Below are 26,928 nucleotides of genomic sequence, written 5' to 3' on the forward strand. Positions count from 1 at the left end.
GGGGGGCGCCGACGCTAGGGGCCTCCCGCGCGGCCGGGATCGCACCGGGCGGACGATGTGCGGCCCGGCGGGCGGCCCCCACGCTGCGGCGCATGCGAGCCGGACTCGAGGCGCACCTGGGCTCCCGGCAGGTCGGCCGGGTCGTGTACGGCTCGATCATCGGCCTGGCGCTGGTCGTCGCGGTCGAGCAGCACCCGCCCTCGCCCGGCGTCATGGCCGTGTGGCTGCTGGGGACCGCCCTGGCCGTGGGCCTCGCCGAGGTCTACAGCGACGTGGTGGGCACCGAGACCCGCGCGCGGCGGCGGGTCACCCGCCCCGAGGTCGTGCACATGACCGAGGACGCCGCGGCGGTCGGGTTCGGCGTGGTGTTCCCCGCCGTCTTCTTCCTGCTCGCCGCGCTCGGCGTGCTCACGACCGGCACCGCGTTCACCGTCGCCAAGTGGTCCGGGGTGGGCCTGATCGGGTTCTACGGCTACTGGGGTGTGCGGCTGGCCGGCGGGTCCACCTTCCGGGCGCTGGTCAGGGGCACGCTCGTCGCCCTCGTCGGCGCCGGTCTCATCGCGCTGAAGGCGCTCGTGCACTGACCGCGGACGCGACGGGACCCGGCCGCGGTGTGCGGCCGGGCCCCGTCCCGGGGAGCGCTCAGCCCGTCGTCGCGGGCGCCGGCGCCTCGGTGTCGGCGAAGACCTCGCGCAGCTTGGCCTCCTGGTCGTTGCTGAGGTTGCTCTCCACCAGGGTCATCTCCTGGCCCGCGAACGCCTCCCGGACCCGGTCCACGACCGCGTCCGAGGAGAGGACGAACAGCGCCGAGGTCCCGGGCCGGATCTCCTCGCGCATCCGGCGGATGAAGGCGTCGTCGATGCCGACGTCGGTCATGCTGCCGGTGAGGGCACCCATCGCCGCGCCGACCGCCATGCCGAGCAGCGGGACGAGGAAGATCAGGCCGAACAGCATCCCCCAGAACGCGCCGCCCAGGGCGCCGGCACCGGCCAGGTTGTTCAGCTGACGGGTCTTCGGCTTCCGCGCCCCCTCGGGGTAGGTGACGATCGCGGCGTCGTGGATCCGGATCAGCTCCCGGCGCTGCAGGTCGGCGAGCGTGGCCTGGGCCCGCTCGGCGCCGCCGGCGGTGGGGAACGTCCAGACGGTCATGGTGGCCATGTACTTCCTCCTCGGGATGGGTGCACCGGACCGGCGGCCCGGGTGTCAGGAGTCGAGGATCCGGCTCTTCTGGAGGGCGAACTCGGCGTCGTCCAGGACGCCCGAGTCGTGCAGCCGGCCCAGCTCGCGCAGCTGGGCGAGCTTGGTGTCGGTGTCGGTGCGCGGCGGGGGCACCGACGCGGCCGCCGGCTGCGGCTGCGGCGCGGCGACCGCGTCCTGCTGCGCCCACCGGTTGGCCTGACGCCGCCGGACGCGGCCGGACACGGCACTGGCCGTGCCTGCGACGACGGCCGTGCGCGCGACGCCGCGGAGCAGTCCTGGCATGTCGGCTCCTGTTCTCTCGGTCCTGTCCCTCTCGTTCCCGTCCCCCGTGTGCGGGGCGGGCAGGGCTGGTTGTCCTGCGGGTCACCGGCCGACGGCCGCTCCGCCGGCGGGGCGCAGGAAGGCGACGGCCACCAGCGCCAGGCCGAGGAACAGCACCTGGACGCCGAACAGGACGCACAGCACCAGGACCGTGGCCTCCGGCCAGGTGAGGGCCAGCACGCCGACGACGACGTCGACGACGCCGAGCGCGGCCAGCCAGCCCCGCCCGTCGACCCGGTCCCTCCCGACGACGGCGAGGGCGATGCGGCCGGCGCCGTGGACGAGCAGCGACAACGCGGTGACCAGCACCAGCGTCCAGAGCGTCACGCCGGGCCAGACCGCGGCCAGGACGCCGCCGACCACGAGGACGGCGCCGAGCAGCACCGAGGCCCCGCGGGAGCGCCCGGAGTCCCACCCGACGGCGATCTCCAGCAGCCCCCCGGCGACGAACGAGAGCCCGACGAGCAGGGCGAGGCTGCGCGCGGCGGCGACCGGGTTGGCCAGCAGCACGACCCCGAGGACCACGACGGCCAGGCCGAGCAGCCCGACCACCACGCGTGCGCCACTGCGCCGGGGCGGGGCGGTCACGGAGGGACGGGACAGGTCGGTGCTCATCGCGGTACTCCTCCCGGCTGCGTTCCGGCGCCGAGGGTCGCCGTCCGGGGCCGGGACGGCCTCATCCCCGCCGGATGAGGCCACCGCGTGGTCCGGCCCGGCACCGTCGGGCCATGAGCACAGGCGCAGCCGCACGCCGGACGGCCCGGACCACGACCCCGACCCGGGAGGCGCGCCGCGGAGGCGGCGGCACCGTGCTCGACGGGAACGAGGTGCTGACCGGGACGGCGGTCGCCGTCGAGGACCGGCCCCCGCACGGGGCCAGCCGGCCGCCGCGCCCCACGCCGCAGCAGCGGCGGGCCGCGGGGAAGGCGCTGCGCGCCGGCGCCCCGCTCGACGCGCTCGCCGAGTCCCCGCGGGCCACGCGCACCCGCGACCCGCTCACCCTGCTCGTGGAGCAGGCGGCGGACCGGGTGCCCGAGCTGGTGCCAATCCGCTACGGGCGGATGCTCGCGTCCCCGTTCGCCTACTACCGCGGCGCCGCCCGCGTCATGGCGGCCGACCAGGCCGGCGCGTCCCGCTCGGGCCTGACCGTGCAGATGTGCGGGGACGCGCACGCCGCCAACTTCGGGCTGTTCGGCTCGCCCGAGCGGCGGCTGCTGTTCGACACCAACGACTTCGACGAGACCCTGCCGGGCCCCTTCGAGCACGACGTCCAGCGGCTGGTCGCCAGCCTGGAGCTCGCCGCCCGGGAGAACGGCCTGTCGCACAAGCAGCGCCGGGCGGTCACCGTCGCCGCCGGCGCGCGCTACCGGACGGCGATGGCGGAGTTCGCCGGCCAGCGGGACATCGAGGTCTGGTACGCGAGCCTCGACGCCGACGCGCTGCAGCGCGACCTCGCCCCGATGCTGGGGGCGGGCGGGCGCAAGCGGCTGACCCGCGCCCTCGAGAAGGCGCGGACCCGCGACAGCCTGCAGGCGTTCGGCAAGCTGACCGAGGTGGCCGACGGCCGGCTGCGGATCAAGGCCGAGCCGCCGCTGCTGATGCCGCTGCGCGACCTCGTGCCCGGGGCGGAGGGTCCGGACCCGGCCGGCGCCTTCCACGGCCTGATCCGGCAGTACCGGAGCTCGCTGCAGGTGGACCGCCGCACCCTCCTGGAGCGGTACGCGTTCGTCGACATGGCCCGCAAGGTCGTCGGGGTGGGCAGCGTGGGCACCCGCTGCTGGGTCGTGCTGCTCGTCGGTCGCGACGACGACGACCCGCTGCTGCTGCAGGTCAAGGAGGCCGGCCCCTCGGTGCACGCCGAGTTCGTCGGGTCCAGCCGCTACACCCACCAGGGCGAGCGGGTGGTGGCCGGCCAGCGCCTCATGCAGCAGGCCAGCGACGTCTTCCTCGGCTGGGAGCAGACCGCCGGCGTCGACGGCGTGGACCGGGACTTCTACATCCGGCAGCTGCGGGACTGGAAGGGGTCGGTCGAGCTCGGCGACCTGCGCCCGGAGGGGCTCGAGCTCTACGGTGCGGTGTGCGCCTGGTGCCTGGCCCGGGCGCACGCCCGCACCGGCGACCGCATCGCGATCGCCGGCTACCTGGGCTCGTCGCCGGCGTTCGAGCGCGCGCTCGCCGACTACGCGGAGGCGTGCGCCGACGTCACCGAGGGCGACCACCGCCAGCTGGCCGACGCGGCCGCCGCGGGCCGGGTGCCCGTGCAGCGCGACGTCTGACCCGGGTCACCCGGGCCGGGTGATCCGCGTCGCGGACGGGCACCGGGACGCTGCGCACGTGGGAGGCCCGGCGAGCACCGACCGGCCACCCGGCGCCACCGCCGGGCCGGCGGCGTCGCCGCACGGCCTGCCCGGGCGCGGCCCGCTGCTGCGGGGTGCCGCGCGGACGCTGTTCACGACGGCGGGGCTGCTCGTCGTCTACGCCCTGCTCCCCCTCGACCGGGCGTTCACCGTGGGCACGGTCCTCGCGCTCGGTGCCGGGGTCCTCGCCGTCGGGGTGCTGGTCGTCGTGCAGGTGCGGGCGATCCTGCGTTCCCGGCACCCGGGGCTGCAGGCGGTCGAGGGCATCGCGCTGTCGCTGCCGCTGTTCCTGCTGCTGTTCGCGACCGTCTTCGTGCAGCTGTCCGGCAGCGACCCGCGGGCGTTCACCGAGCCGCTGGACCGCGTCGACGGCGTCTACTTCGTGGTCACCGTGTTCGCCACGGTGGGCTTCGGGGACATCAGCGCGGTCAGCACCGTCGCCCGGGTCCTCACCACCGTGCTGATGGTCGGCGACCTGGTGCTCATCGGGCTCGTGCTCAAGCTGTTCCTCGGCGCGGTGGACCGCCGCCGGGCGACCCAGTCGGGCGGCCCGGCCCCCGGCGGGGACGGCTGACCCGGCCCGCTCACGAGGCCAGCAGCCGGCTCTTCACCCGGAGGAACTCCTCCTCGGACAGCACGCCGGCGTCGCGGGCGGCGCCGAGGCGCAGCAGCAGGTCGAGCCGGTCCTCGAGCGTGGAGATCGCCTCGGGGGGCAGGGCCGGGACCAGCCGCTCGGCCTCGGGGGCCGGCGCCGGCGCGGGCAGCGGCCCCGCTGCCTCGGGCCCACCGGCCGTCCCGGCTGCCGCCGCCGTCCCCGCTGCCGTCGTCCCCGCTGCCGTCGTCCCCGCTGCCGTGGCGGCGGCACCGACCAGCACGCCGCCCGCCTCCGGTCCCGGGCGGGGGGCCGGGACCCCGGCCGGCACCCCGTCCGCGGCGGGGACGCCCGGTCCCGGCACGCCCGGGGCCGCGGCCGGCGCGCGGCCGCTCAGCCACTCCAGGGCACCGATCCACAGCGCCACTAGGGCGGCGACCCAGATCAGCACCGACAGGGTCGGCGACGGCCAGAGGAGCAGCACCACGGCACCGAGGGTGATGCCGGCCCACCGCGCCGGGCCGAGGTGGTCGCGCACCGCCGCGCCCCACCGGGCGGTCCGGCCGGGCAGGTCCAGACCGTCGGCGAACGCGCGCGTCCAGGCGACGGTCCGCCGCGTCCAGGGCTCCCGGGCGGTGACCACGGCCCCGGGCTCGGTGCCGTCGGCCGGCTCCCCGGCGGTGGCCGTCCGGGCCGCCCGCGCCCGCTCGCGGCGGCGCCGCAGCTCGTCCCGGGCCGACGCCGTGCCCCGCCGCACGCCGGCGACGAGGCCGAGCCGGCCCCACACGACGGTCAGCACGCCGAGGAGCACGGCGCCGCCCAGCAGCCACAGCGTCCAGGACCGCAGGTCGCCGGCGAAGACGTCGTACACCGCGCCGACGGCGTCCCGGTTGTCCGGTCGGGCTCCCTGGACCACCAGGCCGCGGCCGATCCGCAGGGCGAGCAGGACCAGCAGGGTGAGGACCGCCGTGGTCACCGCCCACGCCCGCAGGGTGCCGCGCCGGTGGCGGGAGACGGCGAGCGCACCCGCGAGCGTCCCGAGCGACACCAGGCCCAGCCACCACCAGACCGACCGGAGCAGGTCGACGGCGTTGTAGACCTCCGGGTTCTGCGCCGGGGTCAGCAGGGTGACGCCGACGTCGTCGGGCACGAGGTCGAGGACCTGGCCGGCCAGGCCGTCCCGGAGCGAGGCGGGGATGCGGTCCTTCGCCTGCCCGAGCGTGAACCGCACCGCCTCGCCGGCGACCAGCTGGTCGTGCGCGGAGGTGAGCGCGGCCTGGGTCAGCGGCCGGAACGGGTCGGAGGCCAGCAGCCGGCTCACGCCGGCCGACACGAGCGAGCTGACGCCGCCCTCCACCGTCGACCGGTACGTCTGCAGCCGCTCGGGCAGCGCCGCGACGACGTCGTCGATGGCGGTCTGCACCTCGGTGGTGGCCATCACCGTCGTGGTGACCTGCTCGGTGACGCGGGCCTCCACCTGCGGGAGGTCCACGACCGTCTCCACGTTGGTCACGAACGCCTGCGTGTCGACCACGTTCTGGCGGAGCCACAGCGACGTGCTCGCCAGGACGAGGGCGACGGTGCTGACGAGCAGCAGCAGTCCGGTGGCGAAGCGGCGCACGGGACCCACCTCCCTGCCGTGCAGGGGCGGGGCGCCCGCCGACGGCGTCCCACCCTGGGGGGTACGGGGTGCAGGGCTCATCACCCACCGGGGATGAGGCGACCGCCCGCGCCCGGCAGCACGGTCGCCGCCATGACCGACACCCTCCCGCCCACGACCGCCCGGCCCGAGACGGCCATCGCCGAACACGGGATCATCGGCGACCTGCAGACCGCCGCGCTGGTCACCACCGACGGGTCGATCGACTGGTTCTGCTTCCCGCGGTTCGACTCCCCCAGCGTCTTCGGCGCCCTCCTGGACGACGAGCGCGGCGGGCACTTTCGGATCCGCCCGGCCGGCACCGAGTACACGTCCTCGCAGATGTACCTGCCCGACACCGCCGTCCTCGTGACCCGCTTCTTCACCCCGGGCGGCATGGGGCAGGTCCTCGACTTCATGCCGCCGGCCGGTACCGCCCCCACCGACGACCACCGCATCGTGCGTGTGATCCAGTGCGTCCGCGGGCGGATGACCTTCGACGTCGACGTCGCGCCCCGCTTCGACTACGGCCGGCACGCCCACCGGGTCGAGGCCTCCGCCGGCGGGGCCGTCTTCGCCTCCGACGGCGCGCAGCTCACCCTGCACCTGGTCCGGGAGCCCGACGACGAGCGGCTCGGGCAGGCCAGCCTGGACGGCACCGACGTGCACGCCACGCTGACCCTCGAGGCGGGCCAGCTGCGCGGCGTCGTGCTCCAGACCGGCGAGGGCGTCCGGCCCCGGGAGATCCGCCCGTCCGAGGTCCGCGCGCTGCTCGCCGAGACCGTCGCCTTCTGGCGGCGGTGGGTGGAGCGGTCGACCTACACCGGCCGCTGGCGCGAGGACGTCCAGCGGTCGGCGATCACGCTGAAGCTGATGACCTACGCGCCCAGCGGCGGCATCGTGGCGGCCCCGACGGCGGGCCTGCCCGAGCAGGTCGGCGGGGAGCGCAACTGGGACTACCGCTTCACCTGGGTGCGGGACGCGTCGTTCTCCGTCCACGCGCTCCTGCGGCTGGGGATGCGCGAGGAGGCGGCGTACTTCGGCCGCTGGCTCGGCGACCGGATCCGCGAGCGCGCCGGCAGCGACAGCGGGCCGCTCAACATCATGTACCGGATCGACGGCTCCTCCGACCTCAAGGAGGACGTGCTCGAGCACTGGCGCGGCTACCGCGGCTCGGCGCCGGTGCGCATCGGCAACGGCGCGGCCGAGCAGCTGCAGCTCGACATCTACGGCGAGGCGCTGGACAGCCTCTACAGCGGCATCCGGGCCGGCCTGCCGCTGCCCGCGCAGGGCTGGGCGGCGGTCACCCGGGTGCTCGACTGGCTGGCCGACAACTGGGACCAGCCGGAGGAGGGCATCTGGGAGACCCGCGGCGGGCGCGAGCCGTTCACCTACGGGCGGGTGATGAGCTGGGTGGCCTTCGACCGCGGCATCCGGCTGGCGACCGAGCACGGCCGGCCCGCCTCGCTCGAGCGCTGGACCGCCGCACGGGACGCCGTCTACCGCCAGGTGCTCGACCGCGGCTTCCACACCGGCCGCAACGCCTTCGTCCAGCACTACGACACCGACGTCCTGGACTCCGCGCTGCTGCGGATGCCCACCGTCGGGTTCATCGACGGCCGCGACCCGATGTGGGAGTCGACCCTGCGGGCGATGGACCGCGAGCTGGTGACCGACAGCCTGGTCTACCGCTACGACCCCGAGGCCTCCCCCGACGGGCTGCGCGGGTCGGAGGGGACGTTCTCGCTGTGCACGTTCGCCTACGTCGACGCGCTCACCCGCGCCGGCCGGCTCGACGACGCCCGCACCGCCTTCGAGAAGATGCTGACCTACGGCAACCACGTGGGCCTGTACTCCGAGGAGATCGCCCTCACCGGCGAGCAGATCGGCAACTTCCCGCAGGCGTTCACCCACCTGGCCCTCATCGACGCGGCCGTCACCCTCGACGCGGCCCTCGACGGGCGGGTGCCACACGTCGTCGGCGCCCGCTGAGCCGGCCGGGTCGTCCGCGCAGGGGGAGGTCCGGCGGCGCCCGCCGTGCCGAGGCTGGGCACCGCTGGTCCACCCCCCGCCGAAGGCATCCCAGGAGGAGCCATGACCCAGACCGTCCCTGACGACACCCTCGACGGCCTCGCCCGGGGGGACGCCCCGGTCATCGAGACCGTCCTCGCCATGAACCTCGACGCGCTCGAGCGCTCCGGCCTGGATCCCGACACGTACCTGCTCGTCCGCCTGGCCGTGCTCGTGGCCGTCGGGGCGCCGCCGGCGTCCTACGCGGTCACCCTCGGCATGGCCCAGGACTCGGGCGTCACCGTCGAGCAGGCGCAGGCCGTGCTCGTCGCCATCGCCCCGCTGGTGGGCACCCCGCGCATCACCGCGGCCGCCGGCAACATCCTGCGCGCCGTCCTGGGCGCGGAGGCGCTGGCCGACGCCATCCCCGAGCAGCGCACGTCCTGACCCCGTCCGCCGCGGCGCCGATCCCCACCCGGAGGTCCTCCCGTGACCAGGACCGGCGCCGCAGGCGCGGCGGCCACCGCGACGGCCGGGGCGGTCGTCCTGCCGCTCGCCCTCGCGCAGTTCATCGCCAGCTACGCGGCGTCGAACATGAACGTCGCGATCAGCACGATCGCCGACGACCTCGACACCGACGTCGCGGGGATCCAGACCACCATCACGCTGTTCACGCTGACGATGGCGGCGCTGATGATCCCCGGTAGCAAGCTCACCGACATCTGGGGCCGCAAGCGCTGCTTCGTCCTCGGCCTGCTCGTGTACGGAGCCGGCGCCCTGCTGGCCGCGCTCGCGCCGGGGCTGCTCCTGCTGACCGTCGGCTACTCGCTCCTCGAGGGGATCGGGTCGGCGCTGCTCATCCCGCCGATCTACATCCTCATCACCGTCGTGTTCGACGACGTGAAGACCCGCGCCAAGTGGTTCGGAGTCGTCAGCGGCGCCGCGGGGCTGGGTGCCGCCGCCGGGCCGCTGATCGGCGGCCTGATCACCAGCTACGTGAGCTGGCGGGCGTCGTTCGTGCTGCAGGCCGTGGTCGTGGCCCTGATCGTGCTGCTGGCCCGCCGGATCGACGACCCGCCGCTGCCGGCGCAGCGCCCGCGCTTCGACCTGCTGGGCGCCGTCCTGTCGGCCGCCGGGCTGTTCCTCGTCGTCTTCGGGATCCTGCAGACCGGGACCCAGGGCTGGACCTCGTCCCGGGTGTGGGTCCTGGTCGCCCTCGGCGGCGTGTTCCTGGCCGTCTTCCTCCTCCACGCGCAGAACCGCGAGCGGCACGGCCGCACGCCGCTGGTCTCGCCGTCGCTGTTCCGCAACCGCACGTCGAACCTGGGGCTGACCACCCAGACCGTGCAGTGGCTGGTCATGCAGGGCTCGTTCTTCGTGATCTCGGTCTTCCTGCAGCAGGAGCGGGGCTACTCGGCCGTGCAGACCGGGCTGATGCTGGTGCCGGCCACCGTGGGCATCCTGCTGTCCTCCGGCGCGGCGCAGCGGATGGCCAGCCGGCACCCGCAGCGTCTGTTGATCCGGGCCGGCTTCACGCTCACCGTCGCGGGGCTCGCGCTGCTGCTGGCGCTGGCCCGCCAGGACTCCGCGATCTGGACGTTCTGGCCCGGGCTGTTCCTCATGGGCTTCGGCGTCGGCGCGATGCTGACCGCGTCGGTCAACGTGGTGCAGTCGGCGTGGCCGGAGCACGTGCAGGGCGACATCTCCGGGGTCTCGCGCAGCGTCTCCAACCTCGGGTCCTCGCTCGGCGTCGCGATCGCCGGCTCGGTGCTCGTGGGCGCGGCCGCCGCGGGCAACCCCCCGTTCCTCACCGCCATCGTGGTGGTCGGCGGGTTCGCCGTCGTGGGGTGGGTGGCCGCCTTCCTGCTCCCCCACCCGCCGCGCCCGGCGCCCGCGCCGCCCGCGTGACCCCCGGGACCCGCCGTGGACGGCCCGCTGCACCCCGTCCGGTGGTTCACCCTGGGCTCGGGGCCGCTCAAGCGCGGCACCGACCGGCTCCAGGTGCTCGGCCGGCTCGCCGTCGTCCTCGCCCTGCTGGCCGCCGCACCCCTGGCGGTGGCCGCCACGTCCGGCACGCGGCACTCCCTCGAGGCGCAGGCGGCGGCGCAGGCCGCCGAGCGGCACCTCGTGCGCGCCGTGCTGCTCGAGGACGCGCCCGGCGTGGACCACCTGGAGGAGGCCGGGGACCGCGTGGCCGGGGCGGTGCCGGCGCCCGCCACCTGGCCGGGGCCGTACGGGGAGCCGCGCGAGGGCGTCCTGCACGTGCGCCCCGGCGCCCCGGCCGGGACGGAGGTGTCCGTGTGGGTGGACGCCGGCGGCAGGGTCACCCGGGAACCGCTCGACCCCGCCACCATCCCGGCGGCGGCAGTGGCGACGGGGGGTCTGGTCCTCGTCGGCGTGCCGCTGGTGACGGGGATGCTGTACGTGGTCCTGTGCTGGTCCCTGGACTCCCGCCGGGACCGTCAGTGGACGGAGGGCTGGACCGCCGCCGAGCGGGAGTGGAGCACCCGGCCCTGAGCGGCCGGGCGCGTGCTCAGGTCCGCTCGGCTGGGGCCGGCTGCTCCGCCTCGAGGGCGTCGAGCGCCGCCAGGATCGCCTGGACCGGGACGTGGCCGGAGGCGACCAGCTGGCCGCCGGAGCGCCGCAGCGCGCGGGCGAACGGCGCCGCCCAGACGTTCTCGTAGACGAGGATGCCCGCCGCGGTGCCCGGGTCCAGCGCCGCGGCGGCCTCGGCGAGGTCGTCGTCGCCGAGGAGGCCGGAGCGCACGCCGTCGAACAGCGCCGCCTCGAGGACCTGCATCCGCCGGAGGTCGGTCTGCTCCAGGGCCGTGACGGTGCCGTCGGCGTCCTTCCGCAGGAACACGAGGTCCAGGATGCGGATGACGCCGCGGTCGACGAGGTCGACCAGCAGCGGCAGGGCCTCGCCGGTCATGCGGTCGGCCGGGAAGGCGACGACGAGGTAGTCGACCGGTCCCATCTGGTCGAGGTCGGGGTCGGTCGGCTGCTGGAGGTCCGTGGTCATCTCTGCCCCAGGGGGTGCGGGTGGACGGCGGTCGACCCAGCGTCGGCGCGGGGGCCGCCGGTCCACGTCCCCCCGCGCGGACGATCCGCACGACGGCGCGGGGGCACCCGCCTCCGGGGCGGGCACCCCCGCGCGGAGCGGCGGTCAGCGGTAGTCGGACTTCAGCTCCCGCCCGTGGACGATGATCGCGTAGATCACGATGACGTCGATCGTGATCATGAGGACCGACCACACCGGGTACGCGGCGATGAACGCGAGGTTCACCAGCGCGCTCAGGAACGCGATGCAGACGCCGACCACGCGGGCGGCCATGTTGCCCGCCAGGAGGCCGAGCCCCGCCGCGATCCCGATGGCGCCGATGATCATGTGCGTCCAGCCCCAGACGTCGTAGTCGACGTTCACGGCCAGGCCTGAGTCCGCGACCAGGTAGAAGCCGTCGTCGAAGACGGCGATGAGCCCCTGGATGATCTGGAACGTGCCGAGCATGACGAGCATGACGCCGGCGAAGACGACCCAGCCCGCCCAGCCGCTGGGCCGCTCCTCGAGGGGTTGCTGCTCGTAGCGCGGCCGCGGCACCGACGTGCTCGTCGACGTCGCGTCAGCGCGCGAGGTGTCTGTCACGTTGCCTCTCCTCCTCGGTCCGGCCCCGGGACCCGGTGGCCCGTGCGACGGGCGGGACCGGGGCGTGTGCGGCAGCAGCGTGGGGCCGCGGCGAGCGGGTGGGCATCGTCCGCTCCGCATGACCCGGCACCCGCCGGCGGCGCCCGTCGGTCAGACCAGGCCGAGCTCGCGGGCCCGCCGGACCGCCTGGTTGCGCCGGCTGACGGCGAGCTTGCGCAGGATGCTGCGGATGTGCGTGCGGACGGTGTTCACCGAGATGAACATGGTCGCCGCGATCTCCGCCGTGGACAGCATCCCCGCCAGGTGCCGCAGCACCTCGGTCTCCCGCTCGCTGAGCTCCTGGACCACGTCCGGCACCGCCCGGGGCGCCGCCGCACGGGTCCCGCCCGGGCGCGGCGGGGTGGTCGCCGACGGGTTCAGCCAGGCGGCGGGCCCCTGCAGCCGGGTCTGCGTGCGCAGCAGCCGCCGGGCCTGGGGCGGGGTGTCGATGAACGGCCAGCGCAGCAGTTCGGGCCGGGCGAGCTCCAGGGCCTCGGCGAGCTCGTCCACCGCGGCGGGCGCGTGGCCGCCCTCCAGCAGCTGGCAGGCGCGGATGACCCGGGCCTCGACGACGGCGGCCGGCGCCCGGGTCCCCGTCGGCTCGGTCGGCGTCACCGCCGTGGGGTCCCCGGACAGGAGGTCCACCGTCGCGCGCAGCCGCCGGCTCCACGGCTCGTCGGCCCGGGTCTCCCGGAGCATCGACAGCCCCTCGGTGACGTGCCCGCGGGCGACCGCGAGCCGGACCACCTCGCTGATCACCGGCTCGGCCACCCACCGGGGCAGGCGCGGCCCCCGCAGGTGCGGCCCCAGGCACCGCTCCGCCGCGTCGTACTCGTGCCGCAGCCGCAGCAGCTGGCTCTGCAGCACCGCGAGGAGCGGCTCCGCGTGGGTGGCGCCGGCCGTGCCGTCGCCCCGGGACCGCGTGCGGGCGTGCGCCCGGCCCAGCCACTCGCGGGCCGCGGGGAGGTCGTAGCGGCGCAGGTGCGTCCACGCGAGCGCGGTCGCCGACGCCGGCTCCCGCGTGGCGTCGTCCCGGCCCTCCTGGGCCGCGAGCCGCTCCGACTCGCCGGCCAGCTCGACGGCGTGGTTGAGCCGGCCCTCCAGGGCCTCGAGCAGGCCGAGGGAGGCGACGGTGCCGCTGCGCAGGTGCCGCGAGCCCGCCGCCTGGGCCGCGGCTGCCGCGGTGCGCAGACCGGCGGCCAGCTGCCCGGTCGGCTCGTCCGTGCCGAGGGCCGCCGACGCGCGCAGGGCGCCCAGCACCGCCGCGCCGTCCTGCCGGTCCTCGTCCCGGAGCGCGGCCAGCAGCGGGGCCGCGGTGTCGGCCTCGGCGAGCCGGGCGCCGGCGGGGACCCCGGAGGCGGCGGCGGTCGCCAGGGAGGCGAGCGCGGCCGAGGCGCGCAGCGCCGGCCGGGAGCCCTCCCCGCGGGCCGCCGCGACGTCGGCGAGGTCGGCGGCCGCCGGCGCGGCCCCGTCGGTCAGGGCGACCGCGGTCCGGAGCACGGCGGCGTCGGGGCCGCGGAACCGCTCGGGCAGCGCGCGCACCCCGTCCAGGGCGGCGTCGGTGCCGTGCGCCAGCAGGCGCGCGACGAGCAGGTCGTCGACCAGCAGCCGCGCGACCACCGGCCAGTCCTCCGCGGCGGCGGCGTGACCGACCGCCTCGGGCACCCGGCCGGCCGCGGCGTACCAGGCCGCGCAGGTGCGGTGCAGGGCGGCGACGTCGCCGGGGTGGTCGTAGGCCAGCTGGGCCTGCAGCATCTCCCGGAACAGCGGGTGCACCCGGTACCCGCCGGGCGCGCCGGGCGCGGCCTCGACGAACGCGTTGGCCCGCGCGAGGCCCGCGAGGACCCGCCGGCCGATCGGCCGCCCGCACAGCCGGTCCACCAGGTCGGGCCACAGCTCGGCGGTCACGCTGACCCGCAGCATGAACCTCCGCACCGGGGCCGGCTGCCGCTGCAGCACCTCCGCGAACAGGTACTGCGCCACGCTGCCGTCGTCCTGGGCGAGCGAGGTCACCAGGTGCTCGGGGGACGCCCCCTGCGCGAGGGCGGCGCCCGCCAGCCGCAGGCCGACCGCCCACCCCTGCGCCTCCCCGTGGAGCCTCCGGGCGACCTCCGGCGACACCGGCACGCCCATGGCGGCGAACAGCTCCCGGGTCTCGTCCACGGTGAAGGCCAGCTCGTCCGCGCGGATCTCCGAGACGGTCCCGGCCAGCCGGTACTGGTGCAGCGGCACCGGGGGGTCCGCGCGGGCGCACAGCACCAGCCGCAGCCTGCCCCCGGAGTGCCGGACCAGCAGGTCCAGCCCGGTGCCGATCGACCGGTCCCGCACGTGGTCGGCGTCGTCGACCACCAGCGTCACCGGCCGGGGCAGCGCGGCCACCCGGCCGGCCAGGGACGGGACGAACCCCGGCGGCTCCGGCTCCCCCGGCTCGAGGGACGACAGGCCGGCGCGCGCGAGCCCCACCGACTCCAGCGCACCGACGACGTAGCTCCAGAACGCCGCCGCGTCGTCGTAGTCGTCGACGGTGAGCCAGGCGACCGGGTCGTCGTCCGGCCGGCTGCGTGCCCACGAGGCCGCCAGCACCGTCTTGCCCGACCCCGCCGGCCCGCTGACCAGGGTCAGGGGCGACCGCTGCACCGCCCGGGACAGCGCGGTGGTCAGCCGCGGCCGCAGGACGGTGGCCTCCCCCGGCTCGGGCGGGGTCAGCTTGGACGCCAGCAGGGCCGGGCCGGAGCGCGCAGGGGCGTGCGCCGCCGTCCCCGACCCGGTCGCGTGGATCGGTGACAGACTCGCCATGGCGCGTCCTCTCGCGTGCGGTGCAGGCCGTCCCCCGTTCCGGAGCCTCCCTCTGGGCGCCTCACCGGGCCGGACGAGTGACCGGCCCCTTCCCCAGCCTGACCGTCCTGCCTGCGGGACCTCAGAGCCGAAGGTCACCGGCCTCCCCGTCCACGGAACCCGCCGTGGCGAGGCGGAGGTCACCGGAGCCTCCCGCTCCCCGCAGAGGGACGGGTTCATCCATTCCGGATGAGGGACGGCCCGGGCCCCTGCCGGACGCTGGCGGCTCCGAGGGCGGGAGGGCGCATGGTCCTGACAGCGGGCGGCGTCCCCCGGTGGCCGTGAACCCCGCCGGTCCACCGGCCGAGGGGCTGCGGCCGGCCGGGGCACCGCCGGTCTCCCAGCCACCGGACCGGTTCGACGCCGACGGCGCGGTCCGGGACGTGGTGCAGGCGGCGGTCGCGGTGCTCGAGGTGACCGCCGCGCTGGCCCGTCTCCTCGCCGACCGCGCCGCCACCCGCCGCCGCGCCGTCGCCGCGCGGCTGCCGCGGCCCGGGCTCGCCCCGGGGGCGCTCGCCCACCCGGTGGCGGCGACGGCGCGCGCGCTGGCCGGGGCGGCCGACCGCGTGGTCCCGGCGGTGGCCCGGGGCCTGCTCGCCCGCCTCGACGTCCCGGCACTGGTCGGCGAGTTCGTGGACCTCGACCGCCTGGCGGCCCTGATCGACGTGGACGCGGTGGCCGACCGGGTCGACGTCGGCCGCGTGCTGGACCGGGTCGACCTCGACGCCGTCGTGGCACGCGTGGACCTCGACCGCGCCGTGGCCCGTGTCGACCTCGACGCCGCGGTCGGCCGGGTCGACGTCGACGCGGTGGCCGACCGCATCGACGTCGGCCGGGTGCTCGACCGGGTCGACCTCGACGCCGTCGTGGCACGGGTCGACCTCGACCGCGCCGTGGCCCGCGTCGACCTCGACGCCGTCGCCGACCGCATCGACGTCGGCCGGGTGCTCGACCGGGTCGACGTCGACGACGTGGTCGACCGGGTGGACCTGGACCGCGCCGTGGCGCGCGTCGACCTCGACGCCGCGGTGGACCGGGTGGACCTCGACCGCGCGGCCGCGCGCCTCGACCTCGACGCCGCGGCCCTCCGCATGGACCTCGCCGGCCTGGCGCGGTACGTGGTCGAGGTCATCGACCTGCCCGGCCTGCTGCGCGCCTCGACCGGCTCGGTGACCTCGGAGGTGGTGCGCTCCGTGCGCGACCAGGGCGCCGACGCCGACCGGGCGGTGGAGCGGGTCGTCGACCGGCTGCTGCGCCGGCACGCGCGGCGGACCGCGGCGGGCGACGGCGTCCGCGGCCCCGCCGGTCCGGAGCCGTCGTCGTGACCCGGGCCGAGGAGCGTCGGGGCGCGCGGGCCGGACTCCCGGCACCGGCGCCGGAGGAGCGCGCGGAACCGCGGGGCGGTCGCGCCGGCCTGGTCACCCGCGCGCTGGCCAACGTGGTGGACCTGCTGGTGGTCGCGCTGCTGGTGGTCGGCGGCTACGCGGCGGTCGCGGCCGCCCGGTTCCTCCTGGACCCGGCCCGCTTCTCCTTCCCCGCACCGTCGTCGTCGACGCTGCTGTCCTGGACGCTCGGGGTGCTGGCGGTCTACCTCACCGTCACCTGGGCCGACGCCGGGCGGACCTACGGGGACCGGCTGCTCGGGCTGCGGGTCGGCGACGACCGCGGGGACCGGCTGGGCTGGGGACGGTCCGCGGTGCGGGCGGTGCTGTGCGTGGCGTTCCCCGTCGGGCTGCTCTGGGTGCTGGTCAGCCGGGGCAACCGGTCGGTGCAGGACCTGGTGCTGCGGACCTCGGTCGTCTACGACCGGCCACCGGCCCCGGTCGTCCCTGGCGGACGATGACCGCCGCCGGACCGCGCGGCAGGCTCGGGGTGACCGGGACGCCGTGCCCCGTGCGCCCCGGCCCCGGCAGCCCCGGGCCGCGACGACCGGCGGGAGGTCCGCCATGCCCACCCTGGCGCCGACCCCGGACCGCTTCACCGTCCTCGACTCCCTCATCGTGCGGGCACTGGCCGAGCTCCGGAACGCGCGGCGCGCCTGCGGGCGGCCGGGCGACGCGAGGGCCCTCGAACTGGCCCTCGAGCTGCGGGCGCAGGCCGAGGCCAACCTCAACGCCCTCCTCGAGTACCGGCACGCCGCGCAGCGGCGGTGACCCGGCCGTCCCCCGCGGACGAGGCGCCGGCGGGCGACGCCGGAGGAGGGTCGGTGCGCGCGACACCCGACCGGGGAGGACCCGTGCCACTGCGTGAGGAGACGTCCGGGACGGTCCGCGCCGGGACCGCCCCGGCGCGCCTCCCGTCCCCGCTGCTCGTCGCGGCCGCGCACCGGCTGGCCGCCCGGCTGCTGGGGGACACGGGGACGCGCTGGCGGCACGAGCAGGGGGTGGCGCGGCGCGCGGAGGAGGCGGCGGCCGCGGTCGCCCCCGCCGACCGGCCGCTGCTGCTGGCCGCCGCGTGGCTGCACGACATCGGCTACGCCCCGGAGGTCCGGCGCACGGGCTTCCACCCGCTCGACGGCGCCGTGTACCTGCGCGACCGCGGCTGGAACCCCGTGGTCGTCGGGCTGGTCGCCCAGCACTCCGGCGCCCGCTTCGTCGCCGACGAGCGCGGGCTCGGGGAGCTGGTGCGGGACCTCGACCCCGGCGGGTGTGCCGCCGGGCCGCTGGCCGACGCGCTGACCTACGCCGACCAGACCACGGCCGCCGACGGCCGCACCGTCGACGTCGAGGACCGCTTCGCCGACGTGCTCGGCCGGCACGGTCCCGACAGCGCCACCGCCCGCGCACACCCCCGGCGCGCGCCGGTCGTCCGGGCCGCCGTCGCGCGCACCGAGCGGCGCCTCGCGCGCCTGCACGGTCTGCGGGCCGTCACCTCCCACGACGGGGGGACGGGCGCCGTCGGGGGCTCCAGCTCCCCCGTCCGGGCGGCCGATGGGACCGGGTGACGCCGCACCGCCCCTCCCCCCGCTGGTACCCCGCCGAGGACCCCTGGGAGTGGGCCGGCCGGCACGGGCTCTGGCGCGGGGACGACGTCGCCGCCACGGCGCTGGTGCTCGCCGTCGCCGAGCACGCCGAGGACGCCTCCCCCTGGGCGGGCGGCCAGGTCGTGCGGCTGGTCCGGTCCGTCCTCGACGACGCCTCCCCCGCCGCGGGCCGGCTGGCCGCCGCGCTCGGCGGTCCCGCCGCCGCGCTCGGCGAGGTCGCGGCGACGCCGCTGGTGCACGTGCGGGCGGCGGTCGCCGCCCGGCCCGACCTGCCCGGCGACGTCGCGGCCGTGCTGGACCGGGACGAGGCGCTGCGGCGGGCCCGGCAGCGGGTCGCGGCCGCGCCGGCGGCGGACGCCCGCGGCCTGGTCGGGGAGTTCCGCGCGTGGTCGCTGGGCCGGGCGCTGCTGCGGCAGCGCGGCACGTGGGCCGGCCGGGCCCGGCTGGCGGTGCGCCTCGACGGGGAGGCCGCGGACCTGCTCGCGGAGCTCGGCCGGACACCGGCCGCCGACCTGCTCGTCCGCGCCACCGGCGGGCGCGCGGCCCGCGGCTGAGCCGCCGCCCGGACTGCGGGACCGCGCCCGCTCGGGGAGGGTGGCGGGGGTCCCGCCCGGGGCCGCGGACCGCGGGAGGAGCGCCGTGCCGGACTGGGTGACCGACGCGATCTGGTGGCAGGTGCACCCCCTGTCCTTCACCGGCGCGGAGCCGGCCGCCCTCCCGCCCGGGCAGCTGCGGCACCGCCTGCCCCACCTGCAGCGCTGGCTGGACCACCTGCTGGCGCTGGGCTGCAACGGCCTGGCGCTCGGGCCGGTGTTCGCCAGCGGCACCCACGGCTACGACACCGTCGACCACTTCCGCGTCGACCCGCGCCTGGGCGACGACGCCGACCTCGACGCGCTGCTCGCCGCGGCGCACGAGCGCGGCGTCCGGGTGCTGCTCGACGGGGTGTTCAACCACGTCGGCCGCGACCACCCCGCGTTCCGCGCCGTCCTCGAGCAGGGACCGGACGCCCCGACGGCGGACTGGTTCCGGCTGCACTGGCCGCCGGACTGGACGCCGGGCACCGCGCCGGGCGCCGACGTCTTCGAGGGCCACGACCTGCTCGTCGAGCTCGACCACTCCTCCCCCGCCGTCGCGGACCTGGTGACCCGCGTGATGACGCACTGGCTGGACCGCGGCGCCGACGGCTGGCGCCTGGACGCCGCCTACGCCGTCCCGCCGTCGTTCTGGGCGCGGGTCCTGCCCGCCGTGCGCGCCCGCCACCCGCGGGCCTACGTCGTCGGGGAGGTCATCCACGGTGACTACCCGCGGCTGGTGGCCGAGGGCGGGCTGGACGCGGTCACCCAGTACGAGCTGTGGCAGGCGGTCTGGCACGGCGTCGCCGAGCGCAACCTGTTCGAGCTGGCCTGGTCGCTGCAGCGGCACGCCGGCTTCCTGCGCTCCTTCGTGCCGTGGACGTTCGTGGGCAACCACGACGTCACCCGCATCGCCAGCCAGCTCCCCGACGTGCGCCACCTCCCGCACGCGCTCGCGGTGCTGTTCACCGTGGGTGGGACGCCGGCGGTGTGGTCCGGCGACGAGCACGCCTTCCGCGGGGTGAAGGAGCACCGCGCCGGGGGCGACGACGCCGTCCGCCCGCCCTTCCCCGCCGACCCGTCCGGGCTCTCGCCGCTCGGCGCGCCGACGTTCGCGCTGCACCGGGAGCTGGTCGGCCTGCGCCGCCGGCACCGCTGGCTGCACACCGCGGCGCCCGAGCAGGTGCACGTGGCCAACGAGCAGCTGGTGTACGCCGTCGCCGGGGACGGGCAGCGGCTGCTGGTCGCGCTCAACCTCGCCGACGCCGCGGTGCGCGTGCCCGCCCCGGGCGCGGGGTCGGTGCAGGCGGGCAGCGCGTCGGTGGGCCGCGGCGACGTCGGGCTGCCCGCGCACGGCTGGGCCGTCCTCACCGGCTGAGGTCGGCGCGCCCGGGGGCCTGTCGGGGCCCCGGCGGGCCCGGCATGCTCCGGGCACGCCCGGGCGGACCGGGCGTCTGGAGGTCGCCCGGATGACCGAGACCACCGATCCCGCCGTCCCCGCCCTGCGCGGGATCGGGCTGTTCGCCGGCACCGACGACGACCAGCTGCGCACCCTGGCCGCCGTCGGCACCGAGGTGCCCTTCACCGGCGGCGACGTCCTGTTCGTGGAGAACGCCCCCGCGGAGTCCTGGTGGGTGCTGCTGGAGGGCAGCATCGACCTGGTCCGCCACCTCGGGTCGGAGGAGACCCGGCTCGGGGTCATGGACGTGCCCGGCCGCTGGGCCGGCGGCTTCCGGGCCTGGGACGAGCACGGCGTCTACCTCGCCACCGGCCGGGCGGCCACGGACGGGCGGGTGCTGCGCGTGCCGGCCGGCGCGCTGCGGGAGCTGTGGACCAGCCGCTTCCCGCTGGGGCTGTACCTGACCGAGGGCGTGTCCCGGTCGGCGCGCAACTACGAGACGATGGCCCGGCAGCGGGAGGCCCTCGCCGCGCTCGGGACGCTGGCCGCCGGGCTCGCGCACGAGCTCAACAACCCGGCCGCGGCCGCGACCCGGGCGGTCGACGCCCTCGCCGAGGCGCACGAGGCGATGCTGTCGTCGCTGCGCCGGCTGGCCGCCGCCCCCGTCACCGCCGACGAGCTCACCCGGCTGGACACCCTCCGCCAGGAGCTGGGGAGCGGGCCCGGCGGGGACCCGCTGGAGGTCGCCGACCGGGAGGACGCCCTCGCCGACTGGCTGTCCCGGCAGGGGGTGGCGCGGGAGTGGGCGCTGGCCCCCGCGCTCGGCGGGGCGGGCGCCGACGTGGCCTGGGGCGAGCGGGTGGCCGGCGTCGTCGGGGCCGACCGGCTCGAGCCCGCGCTGGAGTGGGTGGCGAGCACCCTGGAGGCGGGCGGGCTGCTGGCGGAGGTCAAGGAGTCCACCCGGCGCATCTCCGACCTGGTGGCGGCGGTGCGGTCCTACTCCCAGCTCGACCGGGCCGCCGTGCGGGAGACCGACCTGGCCGAGGGCCTGGAGAGCACCCTGGCGATGCTCGCCCCGCGGGTGCCGCCCGGCGTGACCGTCGTCCGGGACCACGGGCCCGGCGTGCCGCGCATCGAGGCGCGCGCCGCCGAGCTCAACCAGGTGTGGACCCACCTGGTCGACAACGCCCTGCACGCGATGGGCGACCGCGGCACGCTGCGGGTGTCCACGCGGGTGGACCGGGACGCGGTGGTCGTGGAGGTCGGCGACACCGGCGCCGGGATGACCCCCGAGGTCCGGGCGCACGCCTTCGACCCCTTCTTCACGACGCGGGGCGTCGGCGAGGGCACCGGGCTGGGCCTGGACATCTCCCGGCGGATCGTCGACCGGCACGGCGGCGACATCGACATCGACCTGCGGCCCGGCGAGACGGTGCTCCGGGTGCGCCTGCCCGTCCGGCGTCCCGGACGGCACTGACCGGGGCGCCACCGGCCGGGGCGCCTCACGCGGGGCCGGCCGCGCCCCCGGAGGCCGGGACGGGCGCCGGGGTGGCCGCCCGCCGGTCCAGGGCGACGGCCAGCGCCGGGAACAGCAGCACGGTGACCACGCCGGCGCCGACCAGCGCCGCGGCGTTCTCCGGGAGCATGTGGCCGCTGCGCAGGCCGATCTCGGTGAGCGCGACCAGCACGGGCAGCGCGGTGGCGCTGACCAGGGCGGTCTGCGTGCGCTGACGCAGCGGCAGCACCCGGCGGTAGACCAGCAGCGCCGGGCCGCCCCGCACGGCGAGCATCAGCGCGAGGAACAGCACCAGCCGCAGCGGCGCGTCGGCGATCGAGCCGAGGTCCAGCGCCATGCCCGAGGCCACGAAGAACACCGGCACGAAGAAGCCGTAGCCGACCGCGTCGAGCTTGGCCTCCAGCTGGGGCGCCGCCCCGCCGACCCAGCGCCGCAGCACCATCCCGGCGAGGAAGGCCCCGAGCACCGCGTCCAGGTGGAACTGCTCGGTGACCGCGATCAGCGTGATCAGCAGCAGCACGGTGGCGCGCAGCGTGATCTGCGCGGTCGCGTCCTGGCCCGCGGCGACGACCCGGGCGAGCCGGCCGCCGTCCCGGATGCCGCGGCGCAGCAGGGCGAGGGCGACGGCGAGCGCGGCGACCGCGCCCAGCGACACGAGCGCGGCGACCCGGCCCTGGCTGCCCAGGAACACCGCGATCGCGAGGACCGGCAGCAGTTCCCCGACGCCGCCCGCGGCCAGCAGGTACCGCCCGAGCCGGCCGCCGAGCAGCCCCTTCTCCCGCAGCACCGGGAGCAGCGTCCCCAGGGCGGTGGTGGTCAGGCCGAGCGCCACCGGGAGGAACGCCTCCACGACGTCCCCGGCGGACAGCAGGCCCACCACGCCGAGCGCCAGCAGCAGGGACACCGTCCAGCCGAGCAGGGCGCGGCGGCCGGCGTCCTCCCGGAACAGCCGCGGGTCGAGCTCGTAGCCGGCGAGCAGGAAGACGAAGCCCAGCCCGACGTCGGCGAGCACCCGCACGTCCTGCGCCGTGCCGACGTCGAGGACGTGCGGGCCCAGCAGCATCCCGCCGGCGAGCAGCAGCACCACCTGGGGCACCGGCAGCCGCGGGAACAGCCCGACGAGGACGGCGGCGAGCAGGGAGACGGCCGTGACCGCGGCCAGGGTGTCGATCACCACGACGTCGTCCACCCGGTACTCCCCTCGCCCGGAGTGCCGGCCGATCCTCCCGCGCACCCCCCGCCGGGGGAACCCGGACCGCCGCTGTCACATCCGCGGGCGCGGCGGTGCTACCTGGACGTGAGCGCGATGAGGCACGGTGTCCCCGCACCGGCGGCCGCCGTGCCGGCCGTCCTGTCCCGGGCCGGCCGGAGCCGGCGCGCGGGCCGGGCGGATCGGGAGGACGGCGGGGCCGTGTCGGGACGAGGAGCGGTCCGCGCCGACCTCGAGCAGGTCTTCCGCGCCTCCTACCCGCGCGTGGTCGGCGTCGCCGCCCGGGTGCTCGGCTCCCGGGACGGCGCCGAGGACGTCGCCCAGGAGGTGTTCCTCTCCTTCGCCCGCACGACGGTGCCGGCGGGCGAGGCGCCGGGCTGGCTCTCGGTCGCCGCGGCCCACACCGCCCTCAACCACCTCCGCTCCGGCCGCCGCCGCACCACCCGCGAGGAGGCGGCCGGCGGCCCCGGCCCCGCGGTGCCCGACGTCGCCGACGACGTCGTCACCCTCGACGAGCGCCGCCGCGTGCGGGCGGCCCTGGCCCGGCTCCCCCGCCGCCAGGCCGTCGCGCTCGTCCTGCGGCACAGCGGCCTCAGCTACGCCGAGGTCGCCGCCGCCCTCGACCTGTCCCCCGGCAGCGTCGGCACGACCGTGCGACGCGCCGAGTCCGCCCTGCGCGAGGAGTTGACCCGCCGTGCGTCATCCGACTGAGGGCACGCTGCGCCGGCTCGTGGACGAGCCGGCCGGTGTCCCCGACGCCGACCGCGAGCACGTCGCCGGCTGCGCGACGTGCCTGACCGGCCTGGCCGCCGCCCAGCGCGACGCCGCCGCCGTCTCCGCGGTCCTGTCCCCGGGCACCGCCCCCGACACCGGGGCCGCCTGGCACCGCCTGTCGTCCGCGGTCGCCCGGGACGAGCGCCGCCGCGCGGCCGCCCCCGCCCCGGCCCGCCGCCGGCGCGCCCGGCTGCGCAGCCCGCTCGTGGCCGCCGCCGGCGTGGTCGCCCTGCTGGCCGGGGGCGGCGTCGCCGCCGCGACGGACTGGCTGCAGGTCTTCCGCACCGAGGAGATCGCGCCGGTCACCGTCACCCAGGCCGACCTGGTGGCGCTGCCCGACCTGTCCGCCTACGGCACCGTGCAGGTGCTGGAGGAGCCCGACGTGCGCCCGGTGGCCGACGCCGCCGCCGCGGAGGACGTCACCGGGCTCGCCGTCCCGGCGGTCGGGGAGCTCCCCGGCGGGGTGGGCGGCGACCCGGCCTACCAGGTCGGCGACCGGGCAGCGGTGGAGTTCACCTTCTCCGCCGAGCGCGCGGCGCAGGCGGCCGCGGCGTCCGGCGAGACGCTGCCGCCCCCGCCGGCCGGGCTCGACGGCGGCCGGTTCCGGCTGACCGCCGGCCCCGGCGTCGCCGCGGTCTGGTCCAGCGGCAGCGGCGCGCCGGGCCTCGTCGTCGCCCGGGTGGTGGCCCCCACCGCCGAGTCCTCGGGCGTCCCGTTCGCGACCGCCCGCGACTACCTGCTGTCCCTGCCCGGCCTGCCCGAGGACCTCGCCGCGCAGCTGCGGTCCTTCTCCGGTGACGGCAGGACGCTGCCGCTGCCGGTGCCGGCGGGCCTGGCGACCAGCTCGACCGCCGACGTCGACGGCGAGGAGGCCACGGTGCTCACCTCGCGGGACGGCTCGGTCGCCGGCGTGGTGTGGGTGACCGACGGCGTCGTCACCGCGGTGGCCGGGTCGCTGGGCGCCGACGAGGTGCTCGCCGTCGCCCGGGGTCTCGGGGAGTGACCTCCCCGACCGCCGCCGCGGAGCGGCTGCTGGCGGACCTGCCGCCGTCGCCGGCGGTGTGGTGCCAGGGGCTGCGCAAGCGGTACGGACGGCGGACCGCGGTCGACGGGGTCTCGTTCACCGTCGGCCGCGGCGAGGTGCTCGGCCTGCTCGGGCCCAACGGCGCGGGCAAGACCAGCGTCATCAAGATGCTGCTCGGCCTCGTCCGGCCCGACGCCGGGGAGGTCCTGCTGCTCGGGCGGCCGGGGCGCGACCCGCAGGCGCGGGCCCGCGTCGGCTACCTGCCCGAGCTGTTCCGCTACCAGCCGTGGCTGAGCGCGGCGGAGGTGCTGGCCCTGCACGTGCGGCTGTCCGGCGCGGCGGTGCCGGCGGCCGGGCAGCGCGACGCCCTGGCGCTGGTCGGCCTGGCCGACCGCGCCGGCGACCGGGTGGGCGGCTTCTCCAAGGGCATGCAGCAGCGGCTGGGGCTGGCCGTGGCGCTGGTGGCCCGCCCGGAGCTGGTGGTGCTCGACGAGCCGACCAGTGCGCTGGACCCGATCGGCCGCGTCGACGTCCGCGACGTCGTGCTGTCCCTGCGCGAGCGCGGGGTCGCGGTGCTGCTCAACTCGCACCTGATCGGCGAAGTGGAGCGGGTCTGCGACCGCGTGGTCATCCTCGACAGGGGGCGGGTCGCGGCGGCGGGGACGCTGGCCGAGCTGCTGGGGCAGCGGGAGGTGCGGCTGCGGCTCGACGGCGTCGACGCCCGCGCCGAGGCCCGGCTGGCCGCCACCGGCCGGCTGACCCGCAGCGGCGACCGGTTCACCGTCGCGCTGCCCGAGGACGCCGACGCCGCGGTGCCGGCGCTGGTCGCCGACCTGGTCGCGCTCGGCGTCCGGGTGCACGCGGTGGAGCCGGGGCGGATCAGCCTGGAGGAGCGGCTGCTCGACGTCCTCCGCTCGGGATCGGCGGCGCAGCGGTGAGCACCGCCCGCGTCGTGCTGACGATCGCCGGCCTGACCCTGCGCGAGGCCGCGCGGCGGAAGGTGCTGCGCTCCCTCGCCGTGCTCACGCTGGCGCTGCTGGGGCTGTCCGCGTGGGGCTTCGCCCGGCTCGACGCCGAGTTCGGCGGGTTGACCAGCGGCGAGGCCCGGATCGCCGCCTCGACCGTGCTCAACCTGGTGATGTTCGGGTTCAGCCTCATCGCCGCGCTGGGGACGGCGTTCCTCGCCGGCCCCACCGTCTCCGGGGAGGTGGAGTCCGGCGCGGCGCTGGCGGTGCTGGCCCGGCCGGTCCGCCGCTCGGCGGTGCTGGTGGGCAAGTGGCTGGGGCTGGTGGCGTTCGGCAGCGCGTTCGTCGCGCTGGCGGGCCTGGCGCAGTTCGTCGTCGTCCGGGTGACGGTCGGCTACTGGCCGCCGCGGCCGCTGGTGGGGCTCGCGCTGCTCGCCGCACAGACCGCGGTGCTGCTCACCCTGGCGCTGCTGCTGTCCACGGTGATCTCGCCGATGGCCTCGGGCGTCGTCGCGGTCGGCCTGTTCGGCGCCACCTGGATCGCCGGCGTCGTCGGCGGGATCGGCGACGCGCTGGGCAACGAGGGCGTCGCGCGGGTAGGCGCGGTGTCGCGGATGCTGCTGCCCACCGACGGGCTGTGGCGCGGGGCGATGAACGCCTTCCAGGACCCGACGCTGGTCGGGCAGTTCACCGAGCTCGGGGGGTCGCCGTTCTTCGGCGAGGCCCCGCTCACCGCCACCTACCTGGCGTGGGCGGCGCTGTGGGTCGCCGTCGTCCTGGGGCTCGCGGGGATGGCGTTCTCCCGCCGGGACCTGTAGCCGTCCCGGCTCGGTACCGTCCGTGGCCGGGGTCACACGACCCCGCCCCCACCCGACGACGCCGTCTGGAGTTGCCCCGTGCCGGTCGACCCGCACATCGCCGCCCTGCTGTCCCTGCTCGCCCAGTCCGGTGCGCCGCCCATGTGGGAGGGCACGCCCGAGGCCGGCCGCGCCCAGTACCTGGCCCTCACGCACGGCGCGCGCTCGCCCGAGCACGTGGTGCCGGTGGCGAGCGCCGAGGACCGCACCGTCCCCGGCCCCGAGGGCGACCTGCGGGCGCGGGTGTACCGGCCCGAGGGCGAGGGTCCGTTCCCCACGGTCGTGTTCTTCCACGGCGGCGGCTGGGTGATCGGCGACCTCGACACCCACGACAACATGGCCCGCAGCATCTGCCGCGGCGCCGGGGCCGTGGTCGTCGCCGTCGACTACCGGCTCGCCCCCGAGCACCCGTTCCCCGCCGCCGCCGAGGACGCCGTCGCCGCGGCGCGCTGGGTGGCGCAGCACCTGGACGAGCTCGGCGGCGACCCGCGGCTCGGGCTGGCCGGCGACAGCGCCGGCGGCAACCTGGCCGCCGTCGTCGCCCAGGTCCTCCGCGACGAGGGCACGAAGACCGCCGCGCAGTTCCTCGTCTACCCGTCGGTCGACGTCGCCGGCGAGTACCCGTCCCGGGTGGAGAACGGCAAGGGCTACTTCCTCGAGCAGGACACGATGGACTGGTTCCACGGCCACTACGCCGGGACCTGGGAGGACGCCCGCGACCCGCGGCTGTCCCCGCTGCACGCCGCCGACCTGGCCGGCCTGCCGCCGGCGCTGGTGGTCACCGCCGAGTACGACCCGCTGCGCGACGAGGGCGAGGCCTACGGCGAGGCGCTCGAGGCCGCGGGCGTGGCCGCCGACGTGCGCCGCTACGACGGGATGATCCACGGCTTCTTCGACATGGGCGCCTGGTCCCCGGCCGCGCAGGCCGCGATCGACGAGAGCTGCGCGCGCTTCGGCGAGCTGCTCCGCGGCTGAGACGGCGGGCCGGC

At 77.4% G+C, this 26,928-nt stretch carries 27 protein-coding genes; 19 read left to right on the plus strand and 8 right to left on the minus strand.

The genetic code is table 11. The features are described 5' to 3' along the window. Window positions 1–92: 92 nt before the first annotated feature. Window positions 93–584 carry a hypothetical protein gene (locus ACI79B_RS10325; protein WP_456927225.1) on the plus strand — a complete coding sequence of 164 codons (492 nt, stop codon included), beginning with the start codon at window positions 93–95 and terminating at the stop codon, window positions 582–584. A 58-nt stretch (window positions 585–642) separates the two neighbouring features. On the opposite strand, the gene ACI79B_RS10330 is transcribed toward ACI79B_RS10325, so the two are convergent. The 3 genes from ACI79B_RS10330 to ACI79B_RS10340 all read right to left on the minus strand — a co-directional run bounded on the left by ACI79B_RS10330 (window position 643) and on the right by ACI79B_RS10340 (window position 2,136). Then, entirely contained in the window at window positions 643–1,158 is a 516-nt protein-coding gene (locus ACI79B_RS10330; protein WP_456927226.1) for a DUF1269 domain-containing protein, read from the minus strand. Between the two features lie 45 nt (window positions 1,159–1,203). Next, complete coding sequence (locus tag ACI79B_RS10335) at window positions 1,204–1,482, minus strand: SHOCT domain-containing protein (RefSeq protein WP_456927227.1); 279 nt, start codon at window positions 1,480–1,482, stop codon at window positions 1,204–1,206. Between the two features lie 81 nt (window positions 1,483–1,563). Then, window positions 1,564–2,136: an HdeD family acid-resistance protein gene (locus ACI79B_RS10340; RefSeq protein ID WP_456927228.1), complete on the minus strand. Its 573-nt coding sequence runs from the start codon at window positions 2,134–2,136 to the stop codon at window positions 1,564–1,566. A gap of 113 nt (window positions 2,137–2,249) precedes the next feature. Between ACI79B_RS10340 and ACI79B_RS10345 the strand changes: the two genes are divergently transcribed. Together ACI79B_RS10345 and ACI79B_RS10350 are read left to right on the plus strand one after the other, a co-directional pair. After that, window positions 2,250–3,797 carry a DUF2252 domain-containing protein gene (locus tag ACI79B_RS10345; RefSeq protein ID WP_456927229.1) on the plus strand — a complete coding sequence of 516 codons (1,548 nt, stop codon included), beginning with the start codon at window positions 2,250–2,252 and terminating at the stop codon, window positions 3,795–3,797. A 58-nt stretch (window positions 3,798–3,855) separates the two neighbouring features. Next, complete coding sequence (locus tag ACI79B_RS10350) at window positions 3,856–4,452, plus strand: potassium channel family protein (protein WP_456927230.1); 597 nt, start codon at window positions 3,856–3,858, stop codon at window positions 4,450–4,452. A gap of 10 nt (window positions 4,453–4,462) precedes the next feature. Here ACI79B_RS10350 and ACI79B_RS10355 read toward each other — a convergent pair whose 3' ends face one another. Then, window positions 4,463–6,091 (minus strand): hypothetical protein, encoded by a 1,629-nt coding sequence (locus tag ACI79B_RS10355; protein ID WP_456927232.1) that lies wholly within the window; start codon window positions 6,089–6,091, stop codon window positions 4,463–4,465. A 132-nt stretch (window positions 6,092–6,223) separates the two neighbouring features. Between ACI79B_RS10355 and ACI79B_RS10360 the strand changes: the two genes are divergently transcribed. The 4 genes from ACI79B_RS10360 to ACI79B_RS10375 all read left to right on the plus strand — a co-directional run bounded on the left by ACI79B_RS10360 (window position 6,224) and on the right by ACI79B_RS10375 (window position 10,636). Next, window positions 6,224–8,101 (plus strand): glycoside hydrolase family 15 protein, encoded by a 1,878-nt coding sequence (locus tag ACI79B_RS10360; protein WP_456927233.1) that lies wholly within the window; start codon window positions 6,224–6,226, stop codon window positions 8,099–8,101. A gap of 102 nt (window positions 8,102–8,203) precedes the next feature. Further along, window positions 8,204–8,566 carry a carboxymuconolactone decarboxylase family protein gene (locus ACI79B_RS10365; RefSeq protein ID WP_456927234.1) on the plus strand — a complete coding sequence of 121 codons (363 nt, stop codon included), beginning with the start codon at window positions 8,204–8,206 and terminating at the stop codon, window positions 8,564–8,566. A 42-nt stretch (window positions 8,567–8,608) separates the two neighbouring features. Beyond that, complete coding sequence (locus tag ACI79B_RS10370; protein WP_456927235.1) at window positions 8,609–10,027, plus strand: MFS transporter; 1,419 nt, start codon at window positions 8,609–8,611, stop codon at window positions 10,025–10,027. 15 nt (window positions 10,028–10,042) lie between these two features. After that, entirely contained in the window at window positions 10,043–10,636 is a 594-nt protein-coding gene (locus ACI79B_RS10375) for an Rv1733c family protein (RefSeq protein WP_456927236.1), read from the plus strand. Between the two features lie 16 nt (window positions 10,637–10,652). On the opposite strand, the gene ACI79B_RS10380 is transcribed toward ACI79B_RS10375, so the two are convergent. The 3 genes from ACI79B_RS10380 to ACI79B_RS10390 form a co-directional block, all read right to left on the minus strand. After that, window positions 10,653–11,141: a DUF6325 family protein gene (locus ACI79B_RS10380; RefSeq protein ID WP_456927237.1), complete on the minus strand. Its 489-nt coding sequence runs from the start codon at window positions 11,139–11,141 to the stop codon at window positions 10,653–10,655. 144 nt (window positions 11,142–11,285) lie between these two features. Next, complete coding sequence (locus ACI79B_RS10385; RefSeq protein ID WP_456927238.1) at window positions 11,286–11,762, minus strand: DUF7144 family membrane protein; 477 nt, start codon at window positions 11,760–11,762, stop codon at window positions 11,286–11,288. 150 nt (window positions 11,763–11,912) lie between these two features. Beyond that, entirely contained in the window at window positions 11,913–14,597 is a 2,685-nt protein-coding gene (locus ACI79B_RS10390; RefSeq protein ID WP_456927239.1) for a LuxR C-terminal-related transcriptional regulator, read from the minus strand. Window positions 14,598–14,911: 314 nt separating this feature from the next. Between ACI79B_RS10390 and ACI79B_RS10395 the strand changes: the two genes are divergently transcribed. The 7 genes from ACI79B_RS10395 to ACI79B_RS10425 all read left to right on the plus strand — a co-directional run bounded on the left by ACI79B_RS10395 (window position 14,912) and on the right by ACI79B_RS10425 (window position 21,070). Beyond that, the gene (locus ACI79B_RS10395; RefSeq protein ID WP_456927240.1) at window positions 14,912–15,961 is read left to right on the plus strand and encodes a hypothetical protein; all 1,050 of its coding nucleotides are present in this window, start codon (window positions 14,912–14,914) and stop codon (window positions 15,959–15,961) included. Beyond that, on the plus strand, window positions 15,958–16,479 hold the full coding sequence (locus ACI79B_RS10400) for an RDD family protein (RefSeq protein WP_456927241.1): 522 nt from the start codon (window positions 15,958–15,960) through the stop codon (window positions 16,477–16,479). Before ACI79B_RS10395 ends, ACI79B_RS10400 begins: the two co-directional genes overlap by 4 nt. Window positions 16,480–16,582: 103 nt before the next feature. Then, window positions 16,583–16,789 (plus strand): hypothetical protein, encoded by a 207-nt coding sequence (locus ACI79B_RS10405; RefSeq protein ID WP_456927242.1) that lies wholly within the window; start codon window positions 16,583–16,585, stop codon window positions 16,787–16,789. An 83-nt stretch (window positions 16,790–16,872) separates the two neighbouring features. Further along, a complete protein-coding gene (locus tag ACI79B_RS10410; protein WP_456927243.1) occupies window positions 16,873–17,580 on the plus strand; it encodes an HDIG domain-containing metalloprotein in 708 nt (235 codons plus the stop codon). Continuing rightward, window positions 17,577–18,173 (plus strand): hypothetical protein, encoded by a 597-nt coding sequence (locus tag ACI79B_RS10415; protein ID WP_456927244.1) that lies wholly within the window; start codon window positions 17,577–17,579, stop codon window positions 18,171–18,173. Before ACI79B_RS10410 ends, ACI79B_RS10415 begins: the two co-directional genes overlap by 4 nt. Before the next feature lie 85 nt (window positions 18,174–18,258). Beyond that, window positions 18,259–19,572 carry an alpha-amylase family glycosyl hydrolase gene (locus ACI79B_RS10420; RefSeq protein WP_456927245.1) on the plus strand — a complete coding sequence of 438 codons (1,314 nt, stop codon included), beginning with the start codon at window positions 18,259–18,261 and terminating at the stop codon, window positions 19,570–19,572. Between the two features lie 91 nt (window positions 19,573–19,663). After that, window positions 19,664–21,070, plus strand: a complete 1,407-nt coding sequence (locus ACI79B_RS10425) for an ATP-binding protein (RefSeq protein WP_456927246.1) — start codon at window positions 19,664–19,666, stop codon at window positions 21,068–21,070. Window positions 21,071–21,095: 25 nt separating this feature from the next. Here the strand turns inward: ACI79B_RS10425 and ACI79B_RS10430 are convergent, their stop codons facing one another. Next, window positions 21,096–22,298, minus strand: coding sequence for a cation:proton antiporter (locus ACI79B_RS10430; protein ID WP_456927247.1), 1,203 nt, complete (start codon window positions 22,296–22,298; stop codon window positions 21,096–21,098). A 222-nt stretch (window positions 22,299–22,520) separates the two neighbouring features. Here ACI79B_RS10430 and ACI79B_RS10435 point away from each other — a divergent pair, with 222 nt between their 5' ends. The 5 genes from ACI79B_RS10435 to ACI79B_RS10455 all read left to right on the plus strand — a co-directional run bounded on the left by ACI79B_RS10435 (window position 22,521) and on the right by ACI79B_RS10455 (window position 26,914). Beyond that, window positions 22,521–23,030 (plus strand): sigma-70 family RNA polymerase sigma factor, encoded by a 510-nt coding sequence (locus ACI79B_RS10435; protein ID WP_456927248.1) that lies wholly within the window; start codon window positions 22,521–22,523, stop codon window positions 23,028–23,030. Further along, window positions 23,014–24,096, plus strand: a complete 1,083-nt coding sequence (locus ACI79B_RS10440; RefSeq protein WP_456927249.1) for a hypothetical protein — start codon at window positions 23,014–23,016, stop codon at window positions 24,094–24,096. Before ACI79B_RS10435 ends, ACI79B_RS10440 begins: the two co-directional genes overlap by 17 nt. Beyond that, a complete protein-coding gene (locus ACI79B_RS10445) occupies window positions 24,093–25,055 on the plus strand; it encodes an ABC transporter ATP-binding protein (RefSeq protein ID WP_456927250.1) in 963 nt (320 codons plus the stop codon). Before ACI79B_RS10440 ends, ACI79B_RS10445 begins: the two co-directional genes overlap by 4 nt. After that, window positions 25,052–25,900: an ABC transporter permease gene (locus tag ACI79B_RS10450; RefSeq protein WP_456927251.1), complete on the plus strand. Its 849-nt coding sequence runs from the start codon at window positions 25,052–25,054 to the stop codon at window positions 25,898–25,900. The genes ACI79B_RS10445 and ACI79B_RS10450 overlap by 4 nt, the downstream gene beginning before the upstream one ends. 78 nt (window positions 25,901–25,978) lie before the next feature. Then, on the plus strand, window positions 25,979–26,914 hold the full coding sequence (locus ACI79B_RS10455) for an alpha/beta hydrolase (RefSeq protein ID WP_456927252.1): 936 nt from the start codon (window positions 25,979–25,981) through the stop codon (window positions 26,912–26,914). Window positions 26,915–26,928: the final 14 nt, after the last annotated feature.

The sequence above is a fragment of the Geodermatophilus sp. SYSU D00879 genome (assembly GCF_054050375.1).